This is a genomic window from Sporosarcina sp. ACRSM (genome assembly GCF_022346545.1).
GTDB lineage: Bacteria > Bacillota > Bacilli > Bacillales_A > Planococcaceae > Sporosarcina.
In genome coordinates this window covers 20,665-44,696 of record NZ_JAKRNU010000002.1, presented here as the reverse complement: position 1 = coordinate 44,696, position 24,032 = coordinate 20,665, and the positions used below count along the sequence as shown (strand labels likewise).

26 protein-coding genes are annotated in these 24,032 nt (G+C 39.7%); 12 read left to right on the top strand and 14 right to left on the bottom strand.

Annotation, left to right across the window (positions count from 1 at the left end; genetic code table 11):
- The first annotated feature begins 161 nt into the window (after positions 1 to 161).
- Entirely contained in the window at positions 162 to 281 is a 120-nt protein-coding gene (yhfH, locus tag MHZ95_RS04030; protein WP_239389245.1) for a protein YhfH, read from the top strand.
- Between the two features lie 425 nt (positions 282 to 706).
- Here the strand turns inward: yhfH and MHZ95_RS04025 are convergent, their stop codons facing one another.
- The gene (locus MHZ95_RS04025; RefSeq protein ID WP_239389244.1) at positions 707 to 892 is read right to left on the bottom strand and encodes a hypothetical protein; all 186 of its coding nucleotides are present in this window, start codon (positions 890 to 892) and stop codon (positions 707 to 709) included.
- A gap of 57 nt (positions 893 to 949) precedes the next feature.
- On the bottom strand, positions 950 to 1,537 hold the full coding sequence (locus MHZ95_RS04020; RefSeq protein ID WP_239389243.1) for a hypothetical protein: 588 nt from the start codon (positions 1,535 to 1,537) through the stop codon (positions 950 to 952).
- Positions 1,538 to 1,841: 304 nt separating this feature from the next.
- Here MHZ95_RS04020 and MHZ95_RS04015 point away from each other — a divergent pair, with 304 nt between their 5' ends.
- The 3 genes from MHZ95_RS04015 (at position 1,842) to MHZ95_RS04005 (ending at position 3,810) form a co-directional block, all read left to right on the top strand.
- On the top strand, positions 1,842 to 2,279 hold the full coding sequence (locus MHZ95_RS04015; RefSeq protein ID WP_239389242.1) for a GNAT family N-acetyltransferase: 438 nt from the start codon (positions 1,842 to 1,844) through the stop codon (positions 2,277 to 2,279).
- Positions 2,280 to 2,397: 118 nt separating this feature from the next.
- Positions 2,398 to 2,826, top strand: a complete 429-nt coding sequence (locus tag MHZ95_RS04010) for a hypothetical protein (protein WP_239389241.1) — start codon at positions 2,398 to 2,400, stop codon at positions 2,824 to 2,826.
- A 357-nt stretch (positions 2,827 to 3,183) separates the two neighbouring features.
- A complete protein-coding gene (locus MHZ95_RS04005) occupies positions 3,184 to 3,810 on the top strand; it encodes a hypothetical protein (RefSeq protein ID WP_239389240.1) in 627 nt (208 codons plus the stop codon).
- Between the two features lie 109 nt (positions 3,811 to 3,919).
- On the opposite strand, the gene MHZ95_RS04000 is transcribed toward MHZ95_RS04005, so the two are convergent.
- The 3 genes from MHZ95_RS04000 to MHZ95_RS03990 form a co-directional block, all read right to left on the bottom strand.
- Positions 3,920 to 4,792, bottom strand: coding sequence for a DUF3307 domain-containing protein (locus MHZ95_RS04000; protein WP_239389239.1), 873 nt, complete (start codon positions 4,790 to 4,792; stop codon positions 3,920 to 3,922).
- The gene (locus MHZ95_RS03995; protein WP_239389238.1) at positions 4,792 to 5,586 is read right to left on the bottom strand and encodes a hypothetical protein; all 795 of its coding nucleotides are present in this window, start codon (positions 5,584 to 5,586) and stop codon (positions 4,792 to 4,794) included. The genes MHZ95_RS04000 and MHZ95_RS03995 overlap by 1 nt, the downstream gene beginning before the upstream one ends.
- A gap of 326 nt (positions 5,587 to 5,912) precedes the next feature.
- Positions 5,913 to 6,362 (bottom strand): GNAT family N-acetyltransferase, encoded by a 450-nt coding sequence (locus tag MHZ95_RS03990; protein ID WP_239389237.1) that lies wholly within the window; start codon positions 6,360 to 6,362, stop codon positions 5,913 to 5,915.
- 101 nt (positions 6,363 to 6,463) lie between these two features.
- Between MHZ95_RS03990 and MHZ95_RS03985 the strand changes: the two genes are divergently transcribed.
- Positions 6,464 to 7,291, top strand: a complete 828-nt coding sequence (locus tag MHZ95_RS03985) for a MerR family transcriptional regulator (protein WP_239389236.1) — start codon at positions 6,464 to 6,466, stop codon at positions 7,289 to 7,291.
- An 855-nt stretch (positions 7,292 to 8,146) separates the two neighbouring features.
- Here MHZ95_RS03985 and MHZ95_RS03980 read toward each other — a convergent pair.
- The 5 genes from MHZ95_RS03980 to MHZ95_RS03960 form a co-directional block, all read right to left on the bottom strand.
- On the bottom strand, positions 8,147 to 8,797 hold the full coding sequence (locus tag MHZ95_RS03980) for a TnsA endonuclease N-terminal domain-containing protein (protein ID WP_239389235.1): 651 nt from the start codon (positions 8,795 to 8,797) through the stop codon (positions 8,147 to 8,149).
- A gap of 153 nt (positions 8,798 to 8,950) precedes the next feature.
- Entirely contained in the window at positions 8,951 to 9,166 is a 216-nt protein-coding gene (locus tag MHZ95_RS03975) for a DUF6366 family protein (protein WP_239389234.1), read from the bottom strand.
- Between the two features lie 100 nt (positions 9,167 to 9,266).
- Positions 9,267 to 9,737: a GNAT family N-acetyltransferase gene (locus tag MHZ95_RS03970; RefSeq protein WP_239389233.1), complete on the bottom strand. Its 471-nt coding sequence runs from the start codon at positions 9,735 to 9,737 to the stop codon at positions 9,267 to 9,269.
- A gap of 176 nt (positions 9,738 to 9,913) precedes the next feature.
- The gene (locus tag MHZ95_RS03965; RefSeq protein ID WP_239389232.1) at positions 9,914 to 10,624 is read right to left on the bottom strand and encodes an MOSC domain-containing protein; all 711 of its coding nucleotides are present in this window, start codon (positions 10,622 to 10,624) and stop codon (positions 9,914 to 9,916) included.
- Between the two features lie 38 nt (positions 10,625 to 10,662).
- Complete coding sequence (locus MHZ95_RS03960) at positions 10,663 to 11,283, bottom strand: FMN-binding negative transcriptional regulator (RefSeq protein ID WP_239389557.1); 621 nt, start codon at positions 11,281 to 11,283, stop codon at positions 10,663 to 10,665.
- A 148-nt stretch (positions 11,284 to 11,431) separates the two neighbouring features.
- Here MHZ95_RS03960 and pdxR point away from each other — a divergent pair, with 148 nt between their 5' ends.
- The 4 genes from pdxR (at position 11,432) to MHZ95_RS03940 (ending at position 14,263) form a co-directional block, all read left to right on the top strand.
- A complete protein-coding gene (gene pdxR, locus MHZ95_RS03955; RefSeq protein WP_239389231.1) occupies positions 11,432 to 12,808 on the top strand; it encodes a MocR-like pyridoxine biosynthesis transcription factor PdxR in 1,377 nt (458 codons plus the stop codon).
- A gap of 182 nt (positions 12,809 to 12,990) precedes the next feature.
- A complete protein-coding gene (locus MHZ95_RS03950) occupies positions 12,991 to 13,317 on the top strand; it encodes a magnetosome magnetite crystal formation protein family (protein WP_239389230.1) in 327 nt (108 codons plus the stop codon).
- Between the two features lie 15 nt (positions 13,318 to 13,332).
- Complete coding sequence (locus MHZ95_RS03945; RefSeq protein ID WP_239389229.1) at positions 13,333 to 14,061, top strand: MerR family transcriptional regulator; 729 nt, start codon at positions 13,333 to 13,335, stop codon at positions 14,059 to 14,061.
- 25 nt (positions 14,062 to 14,086) lie between these two features.
- Positions 14,087 to 14,263, top strand: a complete 177-nt coding sequence (locus MHZ95_RS03940) for a Zn-dependent hydrolase (RefSeq protein ID WP_239389228.1) — start codon at positions 14,087 to 14,089, stop codon at positions 14,261 to 14,263.
- Positions 14,264 to 14,403: 140 nt separating this feature from the next.
- Here the strand turns inward: MHZ95_RS03940 and parC are convergent, their stop codons facing one another.
- Together parC and parE are read right to left on the bottom strand one after the other, a co-directional pair.
- Positions 14,404 to 16,833: a DNA topoisomerase IV subunit A gene (gene parC / locus MHZ95_RS03935; RefSeq protein ID WP_239389227.1), complete on the bottom strand. Its 2,430-nt coding sequence runs from the start codon at positions 16,831 to 16,833 to the stop codon at positions 14,404 to 14,406.
- Positions 16,830 to 18,803 (bottom strand): DNA topoisomerase IV subunit B, encoded by a 1,974-nt coding sequence (parE, locus tag MHZ95_RS03930; protein ID WP_239389226.1) that lies wholly within the window; start codon positions 18,801 to 18,803, stop codon positions 16,830 to 16,832. The genes parC and parE overlap by 4 nt, the downstream gene beginning before the upstream one ends.
- Before the next feature lie 304 nt (positions 18,804 to 19,107).
- Between parE and plsY the strand changes: the two genes are divergently transcribed.
- Positions 19,108 to 19,710 carry a glycerol-3-phosphate 1-O-acyltransferase PlsY gene (plsY, locus tag MHZ95_RS03925; protein WP_239389225.1) on the top strand — a complete coding sequence of 201 codons (603 nt, stop codon included), beginning with the start codon at positions 19,108 to 19,110 and terminating at the stop codon, positions 19,708 to 19,710.
- Positions 19,711 to 19,748: 38 nt separating this feature from the next.
- On the top strand, positions 19,749 to 20,042 hold the full coding sequence (locus tag MHZ95_RS03920) for a HesB/YadR/YfhF family protein (RefSeq protein ID WP_239389224.1): 294 nt from the start codon (positions 19,749 to 19,751) through the stop codon (positions 20,040 to 20,042).
- 57 nt (positions 20,043 to 20,099) lie between these two features.
- Here the strand turns inward: MHZ95_RS03920 and fabG are convergent, their stop codons facing one another.
- Complete coding sequence (gene fabG / locus MHZ95_RS03915) at positions 20,100 to 20,840, bottom strand: 3-oxoacyl-ACP reductase FabG (RefSeq protein WP_239389223.1); 741 nt, start codon at positions 20,838 to 20,840, stop codon at positions 20,100 to 20,102.
- Positions 20,841 to 21,245: 405 nt separating this feature from the next.
- On the opposite strand from fabG, the gene MHZ95_RS03910 reads away from it, so the two are divergent.
- Entirely contained in the window at positions 21,246 to 22,592 is a 1,347-nt protein-coding gene (locus tag MHZ95_RS03910; protein WP_239389222.1) for a C40 family peptidase, read from the top strand.
- A gap of 51 nt (positions 22,593 to 22,643) precedes the next feature.
- Here MHZ95_RS03910 and MHZ95_RS03905 read toward each other — a convergent pair whose 3' ends face one another.
- Complete coding sequence (locus MHZ95_RS03905) at positions 22,644 to 24,032, bottom strand: Mur ligase family protein (RefSeq protein WP_239389221.1); 1,389 nt, start codon at positions 24,030 to 24,032, stop codon at positions 22,644 to 22,646.

The window sequence follows — 24,032 nt, the reverse complement described above, 5'->3', positions numbered from 1 at the left end:
TATCCAATGGTTCATCGCCTTATATCACCATCCATCCTTCAGAAAAGGCATTTCATCAGAATCCGAAGACAGGGAAACCCGTCTGTTATATAGTAGTTATTAATAAAATAATCTGTTTCAATACAAAGTGATTGAAACGAGAAAAATTGGAGGAGATCAGTATGGAAGCGATCAAAAACCAGACGGAAAAACATTGCACGGAATGCGGCAATAAAATTATCGAGAAACACGAATCCGCACTTTATGAATGCGAACGTTGCATCGGCAAGCATGAACATTAATCAATAAATCCCTATTTCCTGAGTGATCTGGAAAATAGGGATTTTTTTAACCCTATCGGGATAGATAGTTTAACATAGTATTATTATGTAAACTTAATAGTCATTAACTGAGAAGCCGTCCTTTACATGAACTGCTCATAAAGAACTTGATTTGATTAAAAATGGAGGAATTTGAATATACTACGATATATTATGCTTACTTAGAAAGTGAGGAACATTGATGAAAATAGGTGAGTTATACAGCAAGTATTTGAATGGAGAAAGATTCAAAAGTATGAGGGAGATAGACGTTGGATATCTACCTGTTAAGCATCCAAAAGATTTAGTTGGAAATTCGACCATTTTACAAGCGTTAGCTAAAAGGCATTCCAAAAGTTTAAAATTATATAAAAATAACCCCCTTTAGACAGGGGGACGTTGAGTGTTTAATGATTCACGATCCTTCTCACTAATGGATCTGTTTTGCTAACATGGATTGGCTTGACCATTTGTCCAGTAACGGTTACACGATTGTCCTTCTTACGACTTTGACCAGCACTTGAAAGACTTAATTTACGAGCGGCACGGGCTTTAATCGCTTCTGGATTAATTGGAGTTTTGACTCTTACCATAACAATCACTCCTTTCTATTATTCTACAAGATATCCTTTCGATAGGTCAAGGGATCATCACGTTTTGTTCATATCTTCATCAATATTTGTTAAGGCAACCATATATTCGATATTCTCAACGTTTTTACTTACAGTTTTATGTAAAATTTCAAAAAGATATTTGTCAAAAATATCAAAAGCATGCGTATAACTGCTTATGACAGTGATGTATTCATCTTTACCATAACAATAATAGAAAACTAGATAGTTTCTCTTGAACAAATTATCTTCATTGATTTTATTCTTGACAGCTGATTCTCCTGTTTCCTTAGATTCTTCTATTAAATCATATAGTTCCGGGGGAGTGGATTGGTTGTATATCTCATATGAAAATGTTGCATATAGCGGGCTTTTGTTATATGCAATTTGGATTTCCGAAAGAAAATAATCCAGTACTTCTTGATAATCTATTGCTGAATCGGATAGAAATTCTAAAGTCCTTCCAGAAGCGTCATCCCCTGTTAAATAAGCCATCAACTGAGCTTTCGTTCCGCTAATCTCTATCGTTTCAATGGCAGCCTGTTCAATATCATCTACCTCAAATTCCATATTAAAAAACTTAAATCTTTTTAAACGTTTGAAGGCAACTGGAATGACTAAAAACAAAAACATCCAAATGAGCAGTAAAAAGAGTCCACGAAAGATAACTTTATTGAAATTCGACTCTACAAAAGGTTTCACTATAACTGTAAATACTGTTTCTTCAGGTGTGTTCCTGGCCGCTGAATCGTTATTAATAGTTTCAGCAGTGGTATTCAGGTGAGATTCACCCTTTTCGGTTTGTAGAATGATAGCCTCTGGATGTTCTTTTATAGACGCTATTAATAAGAAAGCTCATTTCACAGCACGTATTCCATTTATGGTAAAGTTAACTCATTCATACATAAATACGACAATAAGGGGATTTTTTATGAATATTTTTAAAGCGACACTAAATGACCTTGAAGCATTAACCGGACTATTTGACTTGTATCGAATATTTTACCAACAAAAATCAGATCTTAGCGGTGCAAAGAAGTTTATCCAGGAAAGGTTGCTCAACGAAGAATCGGTCATTTATATAGCTTGTGATGAGTCTGACCCGATCGGCTTCGTCCAACTCTATCCGACATTTTCATCCGTCAGCATGAGGCGTACATGGGTGCTAAACGACTTGTATGTGAAAGAAAGTGGAAGAGGCAAGGGAATTGGTGAAAATCTAATAAAAACCGCGCTTGCTTTTGCAAAGGAAACGGATGCGAAAGGGGTGCTCTTGGAAACGGGTGCAGATAACACGACGGCACAAAGACTTTATGAGAAAATCGGCTTTGTAAAAGAGACCGCCCATTTTTACTTTTATGAGATTTGAATTGGAGGAATGAGAGATTAGAAAAGAGTCAACAATTGCTGTTGGCTTTTTTCTTGTGCACCGGTGGAATTCTGTGTAGTATCTCTATCATAGACCCCATAAAGGGAGGAAGAGCCATTTGAAATTTTTAAAAATACTTTTAGGTACTGTGGTCTTTATCGCCGTAGCAGGGTTCGCGATTTACTTTTTTGGGACAAAACTCATTGCTGACCAAGTGATGGACCAAGTAGCGGTGGAACTGAATGACAGCGGCCAACTTGAAAGTATCAAACAAGAAATCAAGAATGATCCGCAACTGCAGGCATTTATCGAAGAAGGGAAAAACGTAGATAGCAGCACTTTACCGTTCCAGACGAAAGAAGAAGCGGTCAGAGTATTGGTGAAGAAGTTCAGTGTGAGTGAATTGAAAGAACTCCAAACGAAAGCCCAAAGTGGCCTTACCGCGGAAGAACAACAACGATTATTCAATGAGATTGAAGGCAAATTAACGGATGAAGAATTATTGGCCTTGAAAGTATTGGCTTATAAGGAACTTAAACAACGGTGATATGCCACATGTGCAATCTAGCATCACAAGCAGCATTGTAGAACAAAGCAATGCTGCTTGTTTTATTTGAACCATAAATTAGTTGTCGAGTGCCGAATTTACGGGTCCGGAACATTTGTTCTGTCATTAAAAAACGAGCTTGCTTGGTTTATGGAGATCATGGTAGCTTCTAATTCCATTTATTACAAAAAAGTAGCTGTTATAAATTCTTATAAACCCAATTAATACAGTAATTGTAAATTCATTTTACTATTACTGTGAATAAACAGCAGACAGAACATTAGTTCCCACCCCGGTAATTGAGCATTTTTCTTCATTACTTAAAATAAATTCATGGGAAATGGGAGGAATTATTAAATGGATAATGGGATATCGAAGGAAAACAGCCTAATTGATAACTTCGTGCAAGCCGAAATAAATGTGCTCGTTGAATTACGAATGGGCAATGGATTGCATGAAAAGGAAGTAGTAAAACTAGTTGGAGCATTAACTGCCTGTGCTGATGAATGGGAGAATCGGGAGAGTATCCCCCAAAACGCCATCCAAACTCTAATCGAACTGTATGATGAACTCTATAACTTTTCACTGATTTATAACGAAGAAGAAGCGACACGAATAATGGATGCCGCTAAACAGATAAAAGCACTGATTCATAGGTGGACAAAAGAAACGGGGGAAATAGAGCCTGAGAAAGCCGAAGTATTGGCCAAACTGTTCAAGTACATCAATGAGGACGGGCATTTTTTTAAAAAACTTCAAAACGGCAAAGGTTTGGATGAACAGCAATTCGAAAGAATTTACCACGAATTGGAATCCATCTCCAATCAGATTTATGCCTGGGAAACCTTGCCGAAAGTATTGGTTAATACGCAAATCGCTCTTTGCGAAATGGATTTGTATATTTATCAGTACCAAGAACAGCATGAAGAGGCAGATAAGATTTATGATGCACACGAACGGATAATGGCATTACTGATTGGTTGAGCTATTTATAAGCCTTTAAAGGGGCAAATAGGAGAGTGCAATGTCCCCCTGGCCACTCATGGTTGAGTAGCTAGGGGGATTATTTTATGTAGGGGAATTGTAGAACCTTTCACATGATCAATTTCTGTGCAACGAGGCCAAGGAGTAATCCTAAAAAGATAGAGGATAATGTACCTAACAGGAAATATTCCGCCCAGTTTCGATCATCCAGCTGCTTAAATCGTGCAATCGACTTGGCAGCAATGATAAAAGCGATAGACGGATAGGCACCGATTACCGTTAATAAGATGACGAGCAATCTTTCGATATAGCCGATGAGGTTTCCACGTGAACGGAGAGGGGTGGAGTACGTAAAATAATGATATTCCTCCGTAAAACTATTCTCCATGTTAGGTTGAGCTTTTTCTTTCGCAGCAATGACTTGATTTTTTAATGTCAATTCGCCTTCGAAGTTTGCAAACTCTGATGGCAATGAGCCAACGATGAATTTCACGATATGACCGCTGACACTTGTCGCTAAAATAAAAACGATCGTGATCAATAAGAACGTGTTAATCGGGTCTAAATGGCTTGTCCCAAACAATTCTAATATACGAGTCGTCAATGCCACAACTTCCATATGAAAGAAGATGATACAGGTACTGAGTAACATCACGATATGAAGAAGTTGATCAAATAGGAAAAAGCCCAGTTTTTTCAAACTGTCATTTGTATCCCTTTTTATAGAATCCACTAGTTTTATTTTCAGCAAGTCGATGAAAAGATGGGAGACACAGATAAAAAGTAATGGGGACATAAAATAGTCGACAATGTTCCTAAAGTCGTAATAATGACCCCATATGATAGCAAGTGCTATGCCTGTAGTAAGGAGATGGTGAAGACAATGTTGCTTGAGATATTTTATTTTATGTTTCACCATTTTATCCGTTTGTAACCAAAAATCAGCGATTAAATGTGCGAGAAGCAGCAATAGTACAGTCATTATTTTCCTCCCTCAATGCTTGGAAAATAATCATCAAGCTGATTGCTCACAATTTGTCGTATGTTTCTTTGTAACAGCTTACTTGCGCTAGATGGATTCAATTTATGATCAGTTTCTAAAGAATCTAATACGTTTACAACGTTCTGAAAAGCATGCAGGATCGCGTCTGTTTTGCCTTTTTTCATATGACTTGAAACAGTAGAGGCTGATCTTCCTAGACAATGACTTACTTTATTTTGTTGAGCAAGGATCAAAAACAATGAACAGACAAGCGATTGTATTTCTGTTTGTTCATTCATTTGTTCTTGTTGTAAAGTTAAAATCACATTTAGCAACGTTTCAAACTGGATTCCATAGGCATTGAATCCTTCGGGTGATTTTTCATTTGGGAAATCCGCCAACTGAAAGTGAAATTGAGCTCTATTTTGTTGTTTTTTCAAGAAATCATTCGCTTCTCTAGCTTGCTTCATTAACGGATGTATCCAAGTTTCTACGTTCAAAGTGTTAACGTCCTCTTGAATATCACCAAATGACAGACCGAAATAAGGTTTATGATCTGCGTATTCCCAAATACGGCTCAAATAGAAAGCAAGCGTATACGCTGTTGCATAGCCATTACTCACAACGACGAGTTCATCTCCAGCCCGGTGGGTGATCTGTGTCGCAACGATATTTTCTGTCCATTTCGCTATACGCGCCTCTAATTGCTGAAGATATTCACTTAATTCACTTCCGATATTTCCCTTAGACGAATGACTGACGTCCATAATGAAAACAGAAATTGGATTCGTCATCACTTAACAACTCCTTCCCAGCATCAATTGTAGCATTAAGTTCGATGATATCATCAAATATATCAGTAATTCGATTAAACAGTCAAACTTATAAAAAGTTCGATGATATAATCAAATTTATATGTATTGATTTGATTTTTGAATTCCGAAAGGGGAACGAGATGATTGTTCTTCTTGATCAGAGTGAAATGCCTGTTTATGATTATTTCATTTGATAAATATTTGGACAATAAGTCGTGTGAGCAATGGGGAAGGGGTATCATGAAATTCAAAAGTGCTCAAACCACACTATTCGGTTGAGCACTTTTTAGGATTGGTCTCATTGATTATATATTTTTCACCATCACTTTTTCATGATTCACATCGAATTCGCCATTAAACTGAAAGTCGAATTTTTTATATAAGTAGACGGCGGATTGGTTATCTTCATATACACTTAAATATATCTGTTGGCATGAAAATTCTTGCACCAATTTTTGCATTAATGCTTGTAACATGATCGTTCCATATCCCTTTCCTTGATAGCGGGCGTCTATGAGAAAGCGATCTAACCAAACACGGCTATTTTCATTTTCATTTTGAAAACGTCCGTACATAGCAAAACCTACTAGCTCGTTGTCTGCGTAAAGGCCAACAGGTTTAAACAGAGCACACTCCTTCGCTTCCTTTAAACATTGTTGCGTCGTTTCAATGAAATTCATTTGAGATTTTGCAACATGCAAACCTAAAATTTCTTTCTCATTGTCTTTTGTAACGTCATGAATAGCTATATTCATGACTATCAAATCCTTTCTCAATTTATCCCCACTCATTACTGTAGTGGTATAATTACATCCTAAAGTGTACGGTAACCGTATAGTCAAGGGAGGGCTCTCAAATGAGTCAAAAGTTGCATAAATATTTTACAACCGGCGAATTCGCCAAGTTATGTCACGTGAAAAAACAAACATTGTTTCATTACGATGAAATTGGCCTTCTTTCCCCGGAAATTAAAACGGATAACGGGTATAGGTACTACTCTTATCATCAGTTTGATGTGTTTTCCGTTATCCAACTACTAAAAGAAGTCGACATGTCCTTACAAGAAATTAAACGATTTCTAGAAGATAAAACCCCGTTAGAACTCATTGAACTGTTGAAAAAACAATCCCAAGAAATTGAATCGAAAATGCGGAATTTGAACCGAATCCAAAAAACGATCCAGACAAAGATCGACTTAACAGAACGTGCGTTAACAATTGATTATTCGCAAATTACATTACAAGAACGAAGAGAGGAGCAGCTTTTTCTAAGTCGTTCCATTTTAGGCTGTTCAGATAAGGAGTTCCTTAACTTGGTTTCTACATTTATCGAATTTGCCGATGATCATCAGTTAAATTTAGGTTACCCAATTGGGGCAATGGTCAGTAAAGAACAAGTCGAGCAGGGAGACTATGAAAACTATTCTTATCTCTATATAAAGACGGAAGAAAAATTCGAGGAAATTCCATATCATGTAAAACCAAAAGGTCTGTACGTTGTCGCTTACCATAAAGGAAGTGAGGATCTGATCGATCAAACATTCGAAAAAATGTTTGATTATATTCGTCGTAATCAGTTAAAGCTTACCAATTACACGTATGAGGAATATATACTAGATGAAATATCAGTAAGCAGCAAGGATGAGTATGTAACGGAAATTATGATGAATGTTGAACGGTTATAAACGATTCAGCAACCTTTACTGGATAAGTTGAGAGGAGTGGGGCGGAGAAACACCTTGAACAGCGTTAAATCGCCTCTAGCGCTTTTTATCTCTCAAGAGGGCTATATGGAGCGTTTAAACAGCTTGTAGCTGCAGTAATTCATGATAAGGGGGTAGAAAAGAATCGTTCCGCTAGCAACAAAGCAGCATGGCGGTTCAGAATCGCCATGCTGCTTTGTTCTTATATTCGAGCATTTTATTCAATAAAAGCGTGAAATTTAAGCTATATCACAGCCATTTAAAGGAATGAATTCTACTAAGATGGATGTCATATAAGGAAATAAGATCAATCCCAACCGTAGCTTTGAAATCACCGTATTTTATGGAGACACAAACCGATTTTCCGATATGGAAGTTTAAAGGTTCCATATCGGAAATCGCTTATGTAAAAGTATGTGCCAAGGTGATGATGTGATTACATACAAATACAGCGTACGAATATACGAGTTGCTAACGAGAGAAGAAACCAGGATCAGCTAAGTACGGTTTGAATGTAGCGCCGCAAGTACGCAAAGGGGATCCGATTCAAAATACCTCTTTTATCTTAAAAACATTTTAGTTTACATAATATATATTATCGATAGTTGTGTTTCGTTGAATAAGTATACTTGGAACAGTGAGATAAAATGAGAAATTGCTATATAAAGACATAAATATTTAGGTTTTGACTTCTTAAAACTTAAACACATTTTGAAAACAAATAAATTCAATTACACTTATAGTTACACAAAAAAATATACAGAACCCTAAAATGCTGCTGGTTTCTGTATATCTCCGTTATTATAGGCTAAGAATCCACTTCCTGAAGGTTATGCTTTAATCATTTATTAGATATACCTCAGAATTAATTCCAAAATAGTTGCAATCTAAATCAGCATATAGTTCTCCCATGAATATCAACAATGCTATATTCGAAAATAAATTTTCAACCATCAATCCCGAAGATATGTTAAGTAATTTATGGATAGATGTCTTCTTATCTCTTTTAACTTGATCCAATATATCGCTTCTGATCGCTTCGTTTAAATATTTACCACTCTTTAGTAAACTTATTATAATTTTATAATTTGTAAGGAGAAACCGATTTAGTCTAAGATCTTTTTCGGTAACTACTTTATGAACTAAATCATTTTTTTCACACCATTTTTGCTGTATTTCTATTTTTGTTAATACCCTATTTTCTTGTAAATCATTCGAATACTTTATCTCCCTTATTTCTTCTGTACCATCATCATATAAAATCCACATATTAGGAATTGATGAACGAATCGTATTCTCCATAGGCAACTTAATTTCAAAGGGTTGCTCACAATAACTAATAACGTGCGGGTTACACTCTATAAACAACCAATTATCATACTCCAAGTCACTGGATAAAAATACATCCCTACCTATTTTTAGACTCTTTGATTTCCAGCGATTGTTACCGTATTTAGTAGAAAAATTTGTTATGATAGGTGTATACATTAATGTCCCCCCTAATTCATTTACTTTTACGTTACCTTAATCACATAATATTCAAACATTTATACCTCTATTACTAAATATAATAAGTTTCAAATATAGGTACCATAAAAAGAAGCTAGACAATGCTCCAGCTTCCTCTTTTTTAATATTACTTTATCTAACAATCATTGATATAATTATAAAAGCAATGATGATAACAAGTATGAGTATGCCAGTGCCTTTCCAGCCTAATCCCCCTACCAATTCAGCAAGGTTGCCAGTTTCCGCCTTATTGAAAGCATCGCTCATATTTCCGGTTGGGTTTCTTTTTGACTCTTCTTGTCGTAGCCTTTCCCTTCTTCTTTCGGGTGTTTCTTTATCTTCGTTCATCCCCCCACCCCCATTAACCATCATTCTAACATATAACCTTCAACCATTCTTTCCGCTAATCTAAATTTTTAGAATAAACAGAACAAGTATCCGGATTTAATCAGTCGAAACGATGGCTCATCACAATAAGTTCACCTTTTTTCCCCATTGCTCGTAAACCTGTATCGATAAAACCACATTTTTTGTATAGACCTTGTGCAACTTCATTTCGATAATTGACTGCCAAAATAATTTCATTGATTCTGGAATAATTCATTTTCAAGTATTGCGGCAATGCCAACAATGCTTCCGTTCCATAGCCTTTTCCGAGATGATAAAAGCAAGTTGAAAAGGTTCTTACAAGTATCGCTTGTTCATTGTCGGAATATGGCTTGACTCCCTCGTTTTGATGTAAGACAAAGAATGTGACGAGTAGACCGTCTTTTATTGCCAATATCGGTTGACGATCTGGGTCTTCAGCTGCCAATGCAACAGCTTCCTTTGGTGTATCAGTGAAATAAAGCTGATCTTCTGTTAATGTGTAGTGCTCAATTGCAGACTTGAAAGTTTCACAGTACTTATGTAATTCCATCTCGGGCTCCTCTGAATATATTCTATTCATTGTAGTATAGCAAATCGCAATGATTTTGAAATCATAAATTTCCAGCAATTCACCTGAAGATAATTAAAGTCCACTTTCTCGTTTTCAAGATTGAGAAAGTGGACTTTTTACTTCGCTACGAAAGGCCCTTAGAATATGTTTGGGGATTATTCATTCGGTCCTATTATTCGATTACGAATATCCGATTTCCCTTCACCTTGCGCCCGTTTGCGTAATGTATTACGCCAGTTAGGTGAAAGAAGCTCACAAGAAGCAAGTCTAGCTGCCAGTTCTAAATCATGTTGTTGATTATGCATCACATCATTGCATCTAGTAACAGTCCATTCTGGAAATGGCCTCTCTCGAAGTTGAAGTACATCCCCTGCTTGGAATTCCCCTTCTTTCAGAACGCGAAAATACCAGCCTGTCATGCCTTCTTGTTGTATTTGTAAAGCCAAATCTATAATCTTCCAACGTCTTGCCGGCTTCCAACAAGGCTGTCTTGGCTGCGAAACTTGTACGATTGCACCACCGATTTGAAAAATATCGCCAATACACAAGTCATCTTCAACGATATGTTGAACAGCCAAGTTTTCACCAAAAGCGCCAATTCTAAAGTCTTGGTCTTGCAGCTTGATTTGCCAATAAGCATAATGAGAGACAGGGTAGACAAATATTGCTTTTTCCGCTCCCCCATGATGTTTGAGGTCGGCTTGCCCGTCCCCCTGAAGATTCGTTTTTCCCGCCCAAATCTTCCCATGAACAAGTTGCTTCACAATGCCACTTGTCCATTCACGGTCCATTGGCCGTTTCGCTTCTTTTTCTCCAAATGTTTGCGGCTTTCCAACCATGATCCGCTCTATGATTGGTTGACTCATCCTTTCCCCCCTCGCCATTGTGTGTAAAACATTCGAGCTTATTTATCATTTTGCAGTTTTTTCATCTCTTCTGCCAATGCTAGAGAATTCGGATCTTCTTCTTTTTGTAATTCTTCAATGATATTATGATAATCCCCTTCATGTCGATTTTGACTTAGTTTATAAGCGGCTTGAACTTCTTGCACTTTTATTTTAAAACCGACGATTCCTTTTAATTGCTTTTCCAATAATTGTGGCGATAAGGTATCCCATAAAACCGGATGTTTACGATGTTTCTCATACTTCTCTAATAACGCTGTCAGATCTTGTTTTAACTCTTCTTCACCTAGAATGCTTGCTTGCCCATACATATGAACTGCCTGGTAATTCCAGGTTGGTACATTTTCATTTTCATACCATGAAGAAGAAATGTAAGCATGTGGACCTTGAAAGATGACTAGAATACTTTCGCAAGTTTCAAATGTTCTCCATTGTGGGTTTCCGTATGCCATATGTCCAGTTATGAAATAATCCTCTCCCTCCTTTAAAAGTTGTAATGATAGATGAGAAGCAATAGGCTTCCCTTTTTTTGTTGTGACGACTGTTGCAAATGAGTTCTTCTCAATCATTTTCACAATTTCATCCATATCTTTGACTTGAAAATATTTTGGAATATACATGATCGCTTGCTCCTTCTTTGACAAGATTAGTCCCCTTCATTTCAAAAAAGTTAGGACGTTTTTTGATAATTCTTTATCATCGTAATATACTTATTGACATATAAAAAGATACAGTTTAAATAAAACAGACATGTCAGAGGGGAATATGATGAAAAATTTCATTTTTGCTTTGGATGACCAATCTGCTAAATACAAACAGATCTATGAACGTTTTAAAATGCTGATTGAACACGATGACCTACCTGCCAATAAACAATTACATTCAATACGCCAGTTGGCAGACTCCTTGCAAGTCAGCCGCAATACGACATTGATGGCTTATGATCAGCTTATTGCGGAAGGCTATATTCGAGGTAAAGCAAGAAAAGGCTACTTTGTTAATGAAATAGAGCCGTGTTTATTTCCGGAGGAAGTCATTCCTATACTTAGCAAACAAACAGAGCCGTTAACATTTGTTGTTGATTTTAAAGCAGGGGCTGTAGATCAGACAAACTTTCCTTTAAAAGCTTGGAGGAGGATTTCGAATTCAATACTGACCTTACAGGAGAGTTTTCAATACGGGGGTCCTTTTGGTGAAATGGATTTGCGTAAACAAATCGCTGCCTATTTACTCCAATCTCGCGGAGTGAAGGCTGATCCAAGTGCCATTATCATCGGTAGCAGCACCCAACAAATGTTGATTCATCTCGGACAAATTCTAAAGGATGAGTTCTCGAGCTTGATCGTAGAGGACCCAGGCTATGACGGAGCAAAAGAGGCATTTCTATTCCATCGTTTCGCCCTTGAAACGTTACCAGTCGAGGAAACAGGTGCAGATTTTTCACAATTGGAAAATAGGGCGTCACGCTTAATTTATGTGACACCCTCCCACCAAAGCCCAATGGGCGTAAGCATGTCCATTCAGCAAAGGCATAAGCTCATCCAGTGGGCTACTAAGAGAAAAGGCTATATTATCGAAGATGACTATGATAGTGAATTCCGCTATACACAACGACCATTTCCTGCACTTGCTTCCATTGATGCCAAAAAAGTGATTTACCTAGGGAATTTCTCCAAGTCCTTTCTGCCGGGAATTCGTCTAAGTTATATGGTACTGCCAAAACTTCTTTTAAACCGTTATAGAAAGCAGTTCCGGTGTTTTGAGTGTACCACTTCCCTTCTTAGCCAACTGACAATGGCCAAGTTTATGGAAGAAGGAGAATGGAACCGGCATATTAAACGGATGCGTCTTGTTTATAAGCGAAAAATGCAGTGCATCGTATCAGCGTTGAACAAGCAATTCCAGCAACATATTTCCATTATTGGAGAGCAATCTGGTTTGTATGTATTAGCGAAAATACATCAAAAACGTTCAGAGGAATGGTTCATTGAACGTGCCGCCTCTTATGGCGTTAAAGTATACCCGACTTCCATCTACTTCATTCATAACCATTCTAATGAACCGATTATCAAACTTGGTTTTAGTAATCTTAGTTGTGAAGAAATAAATGAAGGCGTGAAGCTCTTAAAACAAGCCTGGCTTTGAACTACTCTACTTCCCCTCCTTGCGAATCATTTGAAGTGGGTGTCAGTTGTCAGGGAGTGAAAAATCAATAATAACGAGTTTATATTAATAAAATCTCGAAGTAGAAAAAATAAATTTCCTTGATTCTCTCCCTACGTCACCTTTTATGCTTATATTTAAGATAAATAGGAAAGGTGACCAAAATGAATAAACCATCCAAAAAGGAAATTTTTTCTGTACAAATAATGCTTGGAATTTCACTATTTCTTGGTGTGATCCCTCCGCTTATTTTGTATTTAGTTACAAGGAAGAGAAATTTATATTACTGGGAGTCGAGCCGCAAAGCACTTAACTTCCATTTGACTATTTTTCCACTGTTTATTATTAGCAGTCTCCTTCCTCCATGGGTAAAGTACGCTTTATTGGCTATGGAAACTTTAATCATTATGAATGCTATTATTCGGATTGCTTTTCAAAAACCATATTATTATCCTGCTGTACCCTATATTAAAGGCATAGAAAAAATATAGAAAAGGGGATTTCGTATGTCAGATAATATGTTGACAATTGGGCAATTGGCTAAGCAAACGGGAGTTACCATCCGAACACTTAGATATTACGATAAAATTGGCTTGCTATTACCAACTGACTATACAGAAGGAGGACACCGACTTTATAGTCTGGATGATCTCTCACGTCTACAACAGATACAATCTCTTATATTCATTGGATTTTCCCTTAAAGACATCGCGGATTTATTAGAATCCCAATATATAGAGGCACAGCAACTTAGCCACTCAATTGCATTTAAAAAAAGAGAACTTGTTGTAGAACTAGAGAGAATTCGCCAGAACATTGATCAGTTAAATCATATGGAGTCAATCATCTCAGCCCACGAAAAGATAGATGTGAAATTATTTTGCTTTATTATTCATTCAATTCTTTTTGAAGAGGAAAATCTTAATGAATATAGTAAAATCAAAGATTCTATTCACAATTTCAGAAGTGAAGAAAGACTTAATTTAGATAAAGAGTACTTTTCATTTTTTATGAATTTAAAAAGACTTGTGGCGAACGAAACAAATCCTGAATCTGATGAAGCCTTAAAATTTATCAAACCTTTGGTAGCACTCTCTAATCAAACGTTATCGAAAATAGACACAGCTGAAATAAAGTCAACGCATCTATATGACGAACCCAACATACTCAATCCTTTTACGGAAGAAGAAAAAAACTTTCTAAAAAGTGCTTTTACTTATATGTCAACGAAATAAAAGGTATAGGAAGGAGTGATTAATGTTGAAGCAAATTCAATTAAATTCTCCTGAATTTAACCGTGTAATGAAAAATTTGCAGCTTGAGAACTTACATTTAAGTGATACTTTACAGAAAAAAGCGCTTGAAATCGTCAATTCTGGGATGGTGGTAACACCAGATTTGATTAAGAAAGCTTTAGCAAATGGCGAAATACAATGAGGATTCGCTTGAACATTTATTTTTAAATACTTTATTTCCCATAGATTGAGTACTGACGAACTTCCTAAATGGAAAGTTCGTTTTTTCTTTGCAACAACCAAAAAAGTCATGGGCGGTTTCCCCATGACTTTTTTTGGTGTTTATTCAATTTCAGCTTTCGGATCTTTGTACATATGCGTGACGATGCCGTCTTTTTTCTCATCGACTGTCGCGCTACCATTAGAATAGCGCTCGACCAATCGTAATGATCCCGCGACGATCGGAATCTTTTGATCCTGATCCGTTGCTAGGACGATGATTTCGTCATTTTTCACGATTTTTGCTCCGATGAGCCGGTACGGGTTCGTTTTCAATTCTTTTAGGACCACTACACCACGCTGGGCTCTCGATGCCGTTTCCAACTCTTTTAAGCCCATCCGCTTCACGTTTCCGCGCTGGGTGCCAATCAAGATTGAGCCGCTGTCATCAGGAACAATTTCCATGGCGACGACTTGGTCCCCTTCTTTCAAATTGATACCACGTACGCCTGCTGTGCGTATTCCGGTTACAGACAGTTCAGAAAGTGAGAAGCGAAGTGCGTAGGCTTGATGTGTGAACAAGATGACGTCCTCTTCTCCTTTGACGAGCCTTGCATCGATCATCGAATCCCCTTTTTTAATCCCCATCGCTTTGAATGTCCTTGAATAACGCTGCACTCGGTAATCCGCAAGTTTCGACATTTTAATCGAGCCGTTTGCGGAAGCGGTGACGATAGAAGCATCTTCATCGAAATTTTCAAGTCCAATGGCAGCGATAATCGACTCATTTTGTTCCAATGGGATAATGCTCGAAATATGTTGTCCCAAGTCCCGCCATCGAATATCAGGCAGTTCGTGGATTGGCTGATAAATATAATTTCCAGCGGAGGTGAACAATAACAGATGATGCTGGGTATTCATCGGGGCTTCCAGCAGACTGTAGTCCGATTCCTTCATTTCCTGCCCAGTGCCATTTGAAGCACCGTAAGAACGGACACTCGTCCGTTTGACATAACCGTCTTTCGTAACGGATACGATGACTTCCTCGCTCGGCACAAGGATATCGAGATCCACTTTAATTTCTTCGATTTTCGCTTCAATGACTGATCGGCGAGGTTCAGCGAATTGTTTCCGGATGGCGGACAACTCTTTTTTAATGACAGCTGATAGCTTTTTATCACTTTTCAATATGGCATCCAACTGTTCAATCAATTTACGAAGCTCCGCATCTTCTTGCTGAAGCTCTGTGATATCCGTGTTCGTCAGTCTGTATAATTGGAGCGATACAATGGCTTCGGCTTGTACCTCAGAAAAATCGAATTTCGCAATCAGATTATTTTTGGCATCACGTTTGTCTTTCGATGCACGAATCGTTTTGATCACTTCATCCAAGATCGACAATGCCTTCATAAGGCCTTCTACGATATGCAGACGGTCTTTCGCCTTTTGGATATCGTACTGTGACCTGCGTGTGACAACCTCCTTCTGATGGCCTATATAAGCGTCCAGAAGCATCGGTAGCGACATCAGCTTCGGTCTGCGATCTGAAATGGCGATCATATTGAAACTGTACGTCACTTGCAGGTCTGTATTTTTCAACAAGTATTGGAGGATTCCGTTGCCATCGATGTCTTTCTTCAGTTCAATGACAACACGGAGACCTGTCCGATCCGATTCATCCCGGACATCCGCAATGCCATCCAGTTTGCGATCTAAGCGCAGCTCGTCGATTTTCTTCACCATATTCGCCTTATTGACGTCATATGGGATTTCTGTAACGACAATTTGTGATTTTCCGCCTTTTAATGGCTCAATCGCCGTTTTTGCACGAATGACAAAACGGCCTTTTCCTGTTTTATAAGCAGTTTTAATGCCGTCTGTCCCTTGAATGATCCCGCCTGTCGGAAAATCGGGTCCTTGGATAACCGTCATCAGTTCATCGACGGTAACATCCGGATTGTCCATCCGCATCAGAACGGCATCCAACACTTCATGCAAGGCATGTGGAGGGATATCCGTTGCATACCCGGCGGAAATGCCTGTAGAACCGTTGACCAGCAAGTTTGGAAAACGGGATGGCAAGACAGTCGGTTCAGGCTCCGTATCATCAAAGTTCGGAACAAAATCGACTGTGTTTTTCCCGATATCCCGCAGCATTTCACCTGAAATCGCGGATAATCTTGCTTCCGTGTAACGCATGGCTGCAGCCGGATCACCGTCTATTGAGCCGTTGTTACCGTGCATTTCGATCATCATATGCCGGAGCTTCCAGTCTTGGCTCATTCGTACCATTGCCTCATAGACGGAACTATCGCCGTGCGGATGGTAGTTCCCGATGACGTTCCCGACTGTTTTGGCTGATTTCCGGAACGCTTTTTCATGGGTGTTGCCTTCATGGTACATCGCATATAAAATACGCCGTTGAACCGGTTTTAACCCATCACGCGCATCCGGCAATGCCCTATCTTGAATGATGTACTTACTATATCGCCCAAATCGGTCTCCGATGACTTCCTCTAAGGGCAGGTCTTGATAACGTTCTGATACTGTCATTCAAAATCCCCCTCAACGTGCAAAAATTCATTGTCCAAAATATTTTGTTCTTCAAGCATGCCAAAATCGACGTTCTCTTCTATCCAGCGTCGTCTCGGTTCCACTTTGTCGCCCATCAATGTCGTCACACGACGCTCAGATGTAGCGCTGTCTTCGATGGTCACACGGATCAATGTCCGAGTTTCGGGATTCATCGTCGTATCCCATAACTGATCGGCATTCATCTCCCCTAACCCTTTGTAGCGTTGGAGCATATACCCTTTACCGATTTTTTTCATCGCGGCATCGAGGTCGGCCTCCGTCCAGGCATACTCGACTTTTTCGTTCTTTCCTGCCCCTTTGAACACTTTATAGAGCGGTGGTAGCGCAATATACACTTTCCCGGCTTCAATCAACGGTTTCATATAGCGATAGAAAAACGTCAATAACAACACTTGGATATGGGCGCCATCCGTATCCGCATCCGTCATGATGATGATTTTATCGTAGGCGATATCTTCGATTTGGAAATCCGACCCTACACCGCCCCCGATCGCATGGATGATTGTGTTGATCTCTTCGTTTTTCATAATGTCTTCCAGTTTCGCTTTTTCGGTGTTAATGACCTTCCCACGTAAAGGCAGAATCGCCTGGAATGTCCGATCGCGGCCTTGTTTCGCAGATCCGCCGGCCGAGTCTCCTTCGACAAGATAAAGTTCATTTTTGGCCGCATTCCGCGATTGAGCAGGTGACAATTTACCGGACAGAAGTGTATCCGATCGTTTTCTCTTTTTTCCAGAACGTGCATCTTCCCGTGCCTTTCGTGCCGCCTCCCGCGCTTGTTGCGCCCGGATGGCCTTCCGGACAAGTGATGCACTGAGCTCCGCATTTTCTTCAAGGAAATAAAGCAGTTTCTGTGAAACGATCGCATCAGTTACGCTACGGGCTTCACTTGTCCCAAGTTTTCCTTTCGTCTGTCCTTCGAATTGTAAGATTTCCTCCGGGATACGGACCGAAACGATTGCCGAAATCCCTTCCCGAATATCCGCTCCATCTAAGTTTTTATCTTTGTCCTTCAATAAGCCCGTTTTCCTTGCATATTCGTTGAACACGCGTGTCATCGCTGTTTTGGCACCTGTTTCATGTGTCCCACCATCTTTTGTCCGCACGTTATTGACGAAAGACAAAATGGTTTCCGAATAGCCGTCACTGAATTGGAAAGCGAACTCGACTTCGATGTTATCCGATTCCCCATCCAAATAAGCGACTGGATGCAACACATCCTTTTCTTCATTCAGGTAGGTGATGAAAGCTTCTATGCCTGTTTCGTAGTGGAAAACATCGTGTTTGTCGGTGCCTTCTTCCTTCAGGTCAATTTTCAAACCTTTCAACAAGAACGCCGACTCGCGTAAGCGTTCACTCAGCGTATCGTATTGGTATTTGATCGTCGAGAAGATGGACGGATCCGGCTTGAAATGAATCAGTGTCCCTCTTTCCCGTGTCGTTCCGACTTGTTCAAGTGTGGTAACCGGCTTTCCACCTTTCTCAAAGCGTTGACGGAATTTTTGACCGTCTCGGAATATGGTCACTTCGAGCCATTCAGACAAGGCGTTGACGACAGACGCACCGACTCCGTGCAGTCCACCGCTTGTCTTATAGCCTCCCTGGCCAAACTTCCCCCCAGCGTGGAGCACAGTTAAAATAACTTCGACTGTCGGTTTCCCGGTTTGGTGTATTCCGGTAGGCATTCCTCGCCCATAGTCCCGCACACTGACACTCCCGTCTTTGTGTAGCGTCACATCCACTTCCGAGCCGAACCCCGCCAACGCTTCATCCACCGCATTGTCCACAATTTCGTAGACGAGGTGGTGAAGCCCCCGGGAATCAGTAGATCCGATATACATACCCGGCCGTTTCCGGACAGCATCAAGCCCTTCCAGAATATGTATCGAATCGTCATTGTACGTATAGGTTTCTTTTTGTTTCGTCAAGTTACAACCCCCATCAAACAAATGTTCTGCACTCTATATATATTATCGTATCGCTTCCGATAAACCTTGTCAAATCAACGTTTACAGTAGCTTGCTCAATTAATTGTATAGAAGAAAGCGGTTGAATGCAACGAAGATAGGAAAAACTTAGCTATACAAAACGGATGCCGGCATTGTAAAACTTCTGATTTACCCACTCATTATTTCTGATTTAACGTGGTCATTCATATGCGAATCCCATTGTCGGGATTGGACGGTTCTGCTAAACTGATTACAGACATCTGCAATTATAAAGGGGTATGAAATGGAACTTATCTTATTGTTACTGTTCGCCTATTTACTAGGTTCGATTCCATCCGCACTTTGGATCGGAAAACTATTTTACAAAACGGATATCAGGGAACATGGTAGCGGTAACCTTGGTGGAACGAATACATTCCGGGTACTCGGAAAGAAAGCCGGACTGGCGGTGACGACTCTCGATATATTGAAAGGGACTGCTGCCGTTCTTTTGCTGTCATTGCCTTATTTCGCGTCTGTGAACGTTCACCCGCTCATTCCAGGGGTCCTCGCGGTCGTCGGCCATATGTTTCCGATATTCGCACGATTCAAAGGCGGAAAAGCCGTTGCTACATCAGGCGGGGTCGTCCTTGCCTATCACTGGCCTGTCTTCATCGTCGTGCTTGTCACTTTCTTCATCGCTTTGAAACTGACGAAAATGGTCTCTTTAAGTTCGATGATCGTATCTGTCGTCGGATTTTTGTATAGCATTTATCACTACATTCGAACCGGAGATTTCTATTTGATGATTATGATCGGTCTATTTGGCCTATTCATATTCTATCGCCACCGTGCCAATATTGGACGGATCAAAGCAGGAACCGAGCCAAAAGTGAAGTGGTTATAATACAATGGGGATAGCAACGGAAAGGCTGGTGCCACACTATGAAAATCGTCTTATCGGAAGAAGCGCTCAATTGGTTCAAGGAAGAAATGGATGTTGAGTCAGGAGATTGCGTTAATTTCTATGCCAGATACGGGGGGAGCAGTCCTTTACATGATGGCTTTTCGCTAGGCGTCAAAGTGGAGAATCCCGAGGAGATTGCGGTCCAAACAGAACACGACGGTATTCTGTTCTACATCGAAAGTAGAGATGCATGGTTTTTTGATGGACACGACTTACACGTGCAAGTAGATCTTCAACTCAACGAGCCGACCTATGCATATGAAAAAATGTGAGTAAAGACAAAGTCTATTTCTGACTTTGTCTTTACTCTTTTTCGTACATTTGATAGGTTACATCATGATGCCGCCATCGACATGCAAGACATGGCCATGCACATAATCCGACTCCTCACTCGCAAGAAACAAATATGCATTGGCGATATCACGCGGTTTCCCGAGCCGTTGTAAAGAAACGGAACTTTTCATTTGATCGAGCACTTTTTCAGGCATCTTCTTGACCATTGCGGTAGCAGTGAAGCCTGGCGCAACCGCATTGACATGGATGCCTTTCCGTCCGAATTCCTTCGCCCATGTCTTCGTCATGCCGACAATCGCCGCCTTTGCCGCCGCGTAATTGGTTTGCCCAAAGTTCCCGTATATACCGCTGACTGAAGATGTATTGATGATCTTGCCGTATCCATTTGTGAGCATATGTGGGACAACCGCTTGCGTACAGTTGAAAACACCAGTCAAGTTCACGTCAAGCACATGTTGGAAATCAAGCGGATCCATTTTGACCAAAGTCGCATCTTTTGTAATGCCTGCATTATTGATCAAAATATCAATTTTCCCATAGTGTTCCAACGTTTGATCGACCAATTGTTTGACACTATTTCGATCTGCCACATCAACTTGGATAAATGTCGCTTTTACCCCTATCCTGGCGAAATCCGCTTCACTCTGTTTTCCTGCCAATTCGTCGAAATCCGCCATGATAACGTTTGCCCCTTCTTCCCCGAATCGTTGACATGCTGCAAGACCGATTCCATTTGCACCGCCTGTTATGATTGCCGTTTTCCCTGCCAATCGCATGTAATCAGCTCCTGTTTCAAGAAATTTGCAAAACGGGAACGGAGATCATCATATTTTCCGCTTGTTCCGTCCCTTCATTCACTCCGTTAACACATTCAACCTGTTACCTTTTTTCATTCCTACTAAACCTCCTCTCCATTTGTTTGTTCAAACCTTTCTTATTCCCCTCTTTATATAAGTACAGTTCTCACCTGCTTTTTATGAGGAGTTAATAATTTAGACTGTCATTTTTGATTGTTACACGCTGTAATCTAATTGTAAAAATACGTGGAGAACCCAATGGGATCAAGGCTTAAGGATCACCCAACAATCCGTCTGGAAACAATTCCCTCGAAGTGCAGAACTTTTTCTATGTTACGATCAATTGCGAGTTCTACTAGAAAGTTTTTAGGAGGCAACAAACGAATGAAAAAACAATTAGTGACTGCTACTTTAATCGCGTGCGTCAGCCTAAGTACATTGGGAACACCTCTCCCACTTCAAACAAATGTACTAGCGGCTACGACGACGATCCAGAACAACCAGTCGGCTGTTGAAGCAAAGGCCGATCAATTAATCCAAACTGCAAAGAGTTTGATTGGCAAAGCTACTTATAGTAATACCGAGTATAAGCCCACTTATCCCTATAAATTTTCATGTGCAAGTTTCCTTATGTATATTTTCGAAAAAAATGGCGTAGATCTAGCGACATATAATGAAGATTATATGATGCAACAAGGAACGTACGTAGCGAGAGATCAATTACAAAAAGGGGATTTACTTTTCTTCTCGAGTAAAGGAACGAAGATTCCAGATCATGTAGCCATGTATATCGGTGATAATAAAGTGATTCAAATGGCAGACCCGACACAAAAAATTGTGATTACTGATTTAGACAGCAAACCTTATTATAAAGACAGTTACATTACGGCTCGACGCGTTCTACCAAGCTTACTCCCTTCAAATCCGGCAACAACAGAGGATAACATTGTGAGCCTTTCCTATGATTTGAAGGATAAAGTGACAATGGGTACTGTGAACGATGAAAAATCCAAAAAGTTTACAGACGGAGGATTTGTGAACTATGTTTACAAGCAAAATGGCGTAACGCTTGGCACTACCAATCTACAAGAACAAATGAAATTGGGAACGACAGTCTCCCGAGCAAACTTGCAAAAAGGCGACTTGGTTTTCTTTAGCAATGCGATCGGATCAAAGACGCCTGGTTTAGTTGCGATTTACGCAGGGGATCACCGGATCATTATTCCGAATTCAGATGGAATCCTTACTCGCGTTCTTTTCGTTGATTATTACGATCAGCGTTTTATCACAGCAAAACGCGTTGTAAATGAAAAAATTGCATCGACTGACGCATCTCCTACGGTTCCTGCTACTTCGGCTGACCAACTCATCAGCTTCGCATCCACGCTAATCGGAAAAGCAAAATTCGGATATGTATATGATGAGAAATCCTTAACCTTTACACCCGCTGGTTTTACATATTATGTTTATAAACAGCAAGGGATTGACCTGAAAAGCAAAATCGCAAGCCAACAAGGGCAAATCGGCAAAGCCGTTCAAAAAAACAACCTTCAAAAGGGTGATCTTCTGCTCTTCTCAACAGATCATAAAGGGTCCAACATTACACAAACAGGGATTTACATCGGAGGCAATCAATTTATTTCCCTTTCCAGTTCCGGTTCTGTCCTGAAAGAAAGTCTAAACTCCGATTGGGCTAAGAAAAACTATATTTCAGCACGACGTGTACTTTAAGCTTAAAAGAAGCATTCATCACAACCGTGGTCGAATGCTTCTTTCTATTATTCATTGATTGTCTTTTAAACTACTCGCAAACTCAATCATCGATCGACTTGACATGGGTCCCTTGATCAGTAGAATGGCATCACTGTTCAAAACCGGCTCCAACATTTCTTTAAGCCCCTTGACTTCTTGCACGATATGGATAGTCGCTTTGCTCCCATCTTGTATCGCTTGTCTTGCGATTTCTTCCGCCTTACTTCCGATTGTAATTAAAGTATGAATTTTCCTTTTGGCCACCAGGCTGCCAATTTCACGATGATATTTCTTTTCAAAATTCCCCAATCGATTGATATCACCTAAGACAAGAATGACATTTTTGCCTTTCCCAATGGTATCAAGGACTTTTAATGCCGCTTCTATCGATGTCGGATTATTTGTCCACGTATCATCGATGATTGTACTTCCACCAATCCCATCAGAGAACTCCAAATGTCTTGTCATATTTTCATAAGTGGCTAGACGGGCAATCGCTTCCTTTATGTCCATTCCCATCTCGTTTACTGCCGCTAAAGCAGCAAGCGCGTTGTAAACTTGGTGCTCACCGTATCCAGGTATATAAGCTCTATAGATTCTTTTGTTACAATGGAGATGAAAAGCCATTCCCTGATTAACGAATCGGATAGTAGAAGCCCTAAAATCTGATTGCATACCGACGCCAAAATAGATGATCTTTCCTTTGAATGATTGGATAGGAACCTTTCTTGTATTTTCATCATCCGCATTTAAGATTAATGTGCCGTCTTCCTTCAGTCCATCCACTATTTCCGATTTCGCACGGATATATCCTTCAAGGTTTTGACATCCATCTAAATGATGAACACCAATATTGGTGATAATACCAATCGTTGGCTGGTAAATCATACATTGATGCGCAATATTCCCGGAATTCCCCAGTCCGTGTTCAAAAACAGCCGCGTCTGTTTTCTCATCAATCCCCATCAAATACGGGAAAGATCTTCTTGGTTCGTTTTTACTGCTAACAGAAGCTTGGACTGTGCGATCTTTACTCAATATATGTTTGATCATATCTTTCGTTGTTGTTTTACCGCATGTTCCTGTTATCGTTACGACAGGTATTGTAAATAGACTGCGATAATAGTTGATGAATTTCCAATAGGATTGGACAAGGCTCGCCACTTTGATGACGGTCGTATTCGGCAAAGCACTTTTCAATTCATCTATCGGCTGATCTGAAATGACAAGAGAAGGACCTTTCTGATTAATTTCATGCCAGTTAACAGCATCGCTTCTACTAACAAATAAAAGTGTATGCCGCTTCGTCAGGTCGTGGCGATTATAATAGATGGCATCCTTTACATACCATTCTTCAGAACCGCTAATTAAGTCCCCTTGAAGCAATTTCCGAACAGCTTTTACTTGTAATGGTTTCAA

Excerpts from the sequence above, each read along its gene's own strand:
- MHZ95_RS04000 (WP_239389239.1), bottom strand. The coding sequence starts at position 4,792 with ATGACTGTACTATTGCTGCTTCTCGCACATTTAATCGCTGATTTTTGG.
- MHZ95_RS03920 (WP_239389224.1), top strand. The coding sequence starts at position 19,749 with ATGAAAATCGTCTTATCGGAAGAAGCGCTCAATTGGTTCAAGGAAGAA.
- MHZ95_RS03985 (WP_239389236.1), top strand. The coding sequence starts at position 6,464 with ATGAGTCAAAAGTTGCATAAATATTTTACAACCGGCGAATTCGCCAAG.
- MHZ95_RS03995 (WP_239389238.1), bottom strand. The coding sequence starts at position 5,586 with ATGACGAATCCAATTTCTGTTTTCATTATGGACGTCAGTCATTCGTCT.
- MHZ95_RS04015 (WP_239389242.1), top strand. The coding sequence starts at position 1,842 with ATGAATATTTTTAAAGCGACACTAAATGACCTTGAAGCATTAACCGGA.
- MHZ95_RS03965 (WP_239389232.1), bottom strand. The coding sequence starts at position 10,624 with ATGAGTCAACCAATCATAGAGCGGATCATGGTTGGAAAGCCGCAAACA.
- pdxR (WP_239389231.1), top strand. The coding sequence starts at position 11,432 with ATGAAAAATTTCATTTTTGCTTTGGATGACCAATCTGCTAAATACAAA.
- plsY (WP_239389225.1), top strand. The coding sequence starts at position 19,108 with ATGGAACTTATCTTATTGTTACTGTTCGCCTATTTACTAGGTTCGATT.
- fabG (WP_239389223.1), bottom strand. The coding sequence starts at position 20,840 with ATGCGATTGGCAGGGAAAACGGCAATCATAACAGGCGGTGCAAATGGA.
- MHZ95_RS04025 (WP_239389244.1), bottom strand. The coding sequence starts at position 892 with ATGGTAAGAGTCAAAACTCCAATTAATCCAGAAGCGATTAAAGCCCGT.
- parC (WP_239389227.1), bottom strand. The coding sequence starts at position 16,833 with ATGACAGTATCAGAACGTTATCAAGACCTGCCCTTAGAGGAAGTCATC.
- MHZ95_RS03970 (WP_239389233.1), bottom strand. The coding sequence starts at position 9,737 with ATGGAATTACATAAGTACTGTGAAACTTTCAAGTCTGCAATTGAGCAC.
- MHZ95_RS03990 (WP_239389237.1), bottom strand. The coding sequence starts at position 6,362 with ATGAATATAGCTATTCATGACGTTACAAAAGACAATGAGAAAGAAATT.
- MHZ95_RS03910 (WP_239389222.1), top strand. The coding sequence starts at position 21,246 with ATGAAAAAACAATTAGTGACTGCTACTTTAATCGCGTGCGTCAGCCTA.
- MHZ95_RS03980 (WP_239389235.1), bottom strand. The coding sequence starts at position 8,797 with ATGTATACACCTATCATAACAAATTTTTCTACTAAATACGGTAACAAT.
- MHZ95_RS03975 (WP_239389234.1), bottom strand. The coding sequence starts at position 9,166 with ATGAACGAAGATAAAGAAACACCCGAAAGAAGAAGGGAAAGGCTACGA.
- MHZ95_RS04005 (WP_239389240.1), top strand. The coding sequence starts at position 3,184 with ATGGATAATGGGATATCGAAGGAAAACAGCCTAATTGATAACTTCGTG.
- MHZ95_RS03960 (WP_239389557.1), bottom strand. The coding sequence starts at position 11,283 with ATGTATATTCCAAAATATTTTCAAGTCAAAGATATGGATGAAATTGTG.
- MHZ95_RS03945 (WP_239389229.1), top strand. The coding sequence starts at position 13,333 with ATGTCAGATAATATGTTGACAATTGGGCAATTGGCTAAGCAAACGGGA.
- MHZ95_RS03950 (WP_239389230.1), top strand. The coding sequence starts at position 12,991 with ATGAATAAACCATCCAAAAAGGAAATTTTTTCTGTACAAATAATGCTT.
- yhfH (WP_239389245.1), top strand. The coding sequence starts at position 162 with ATGGAAGCGATCAAAAACCAGACGGAAAAACATTGCACGGAATGCGGC.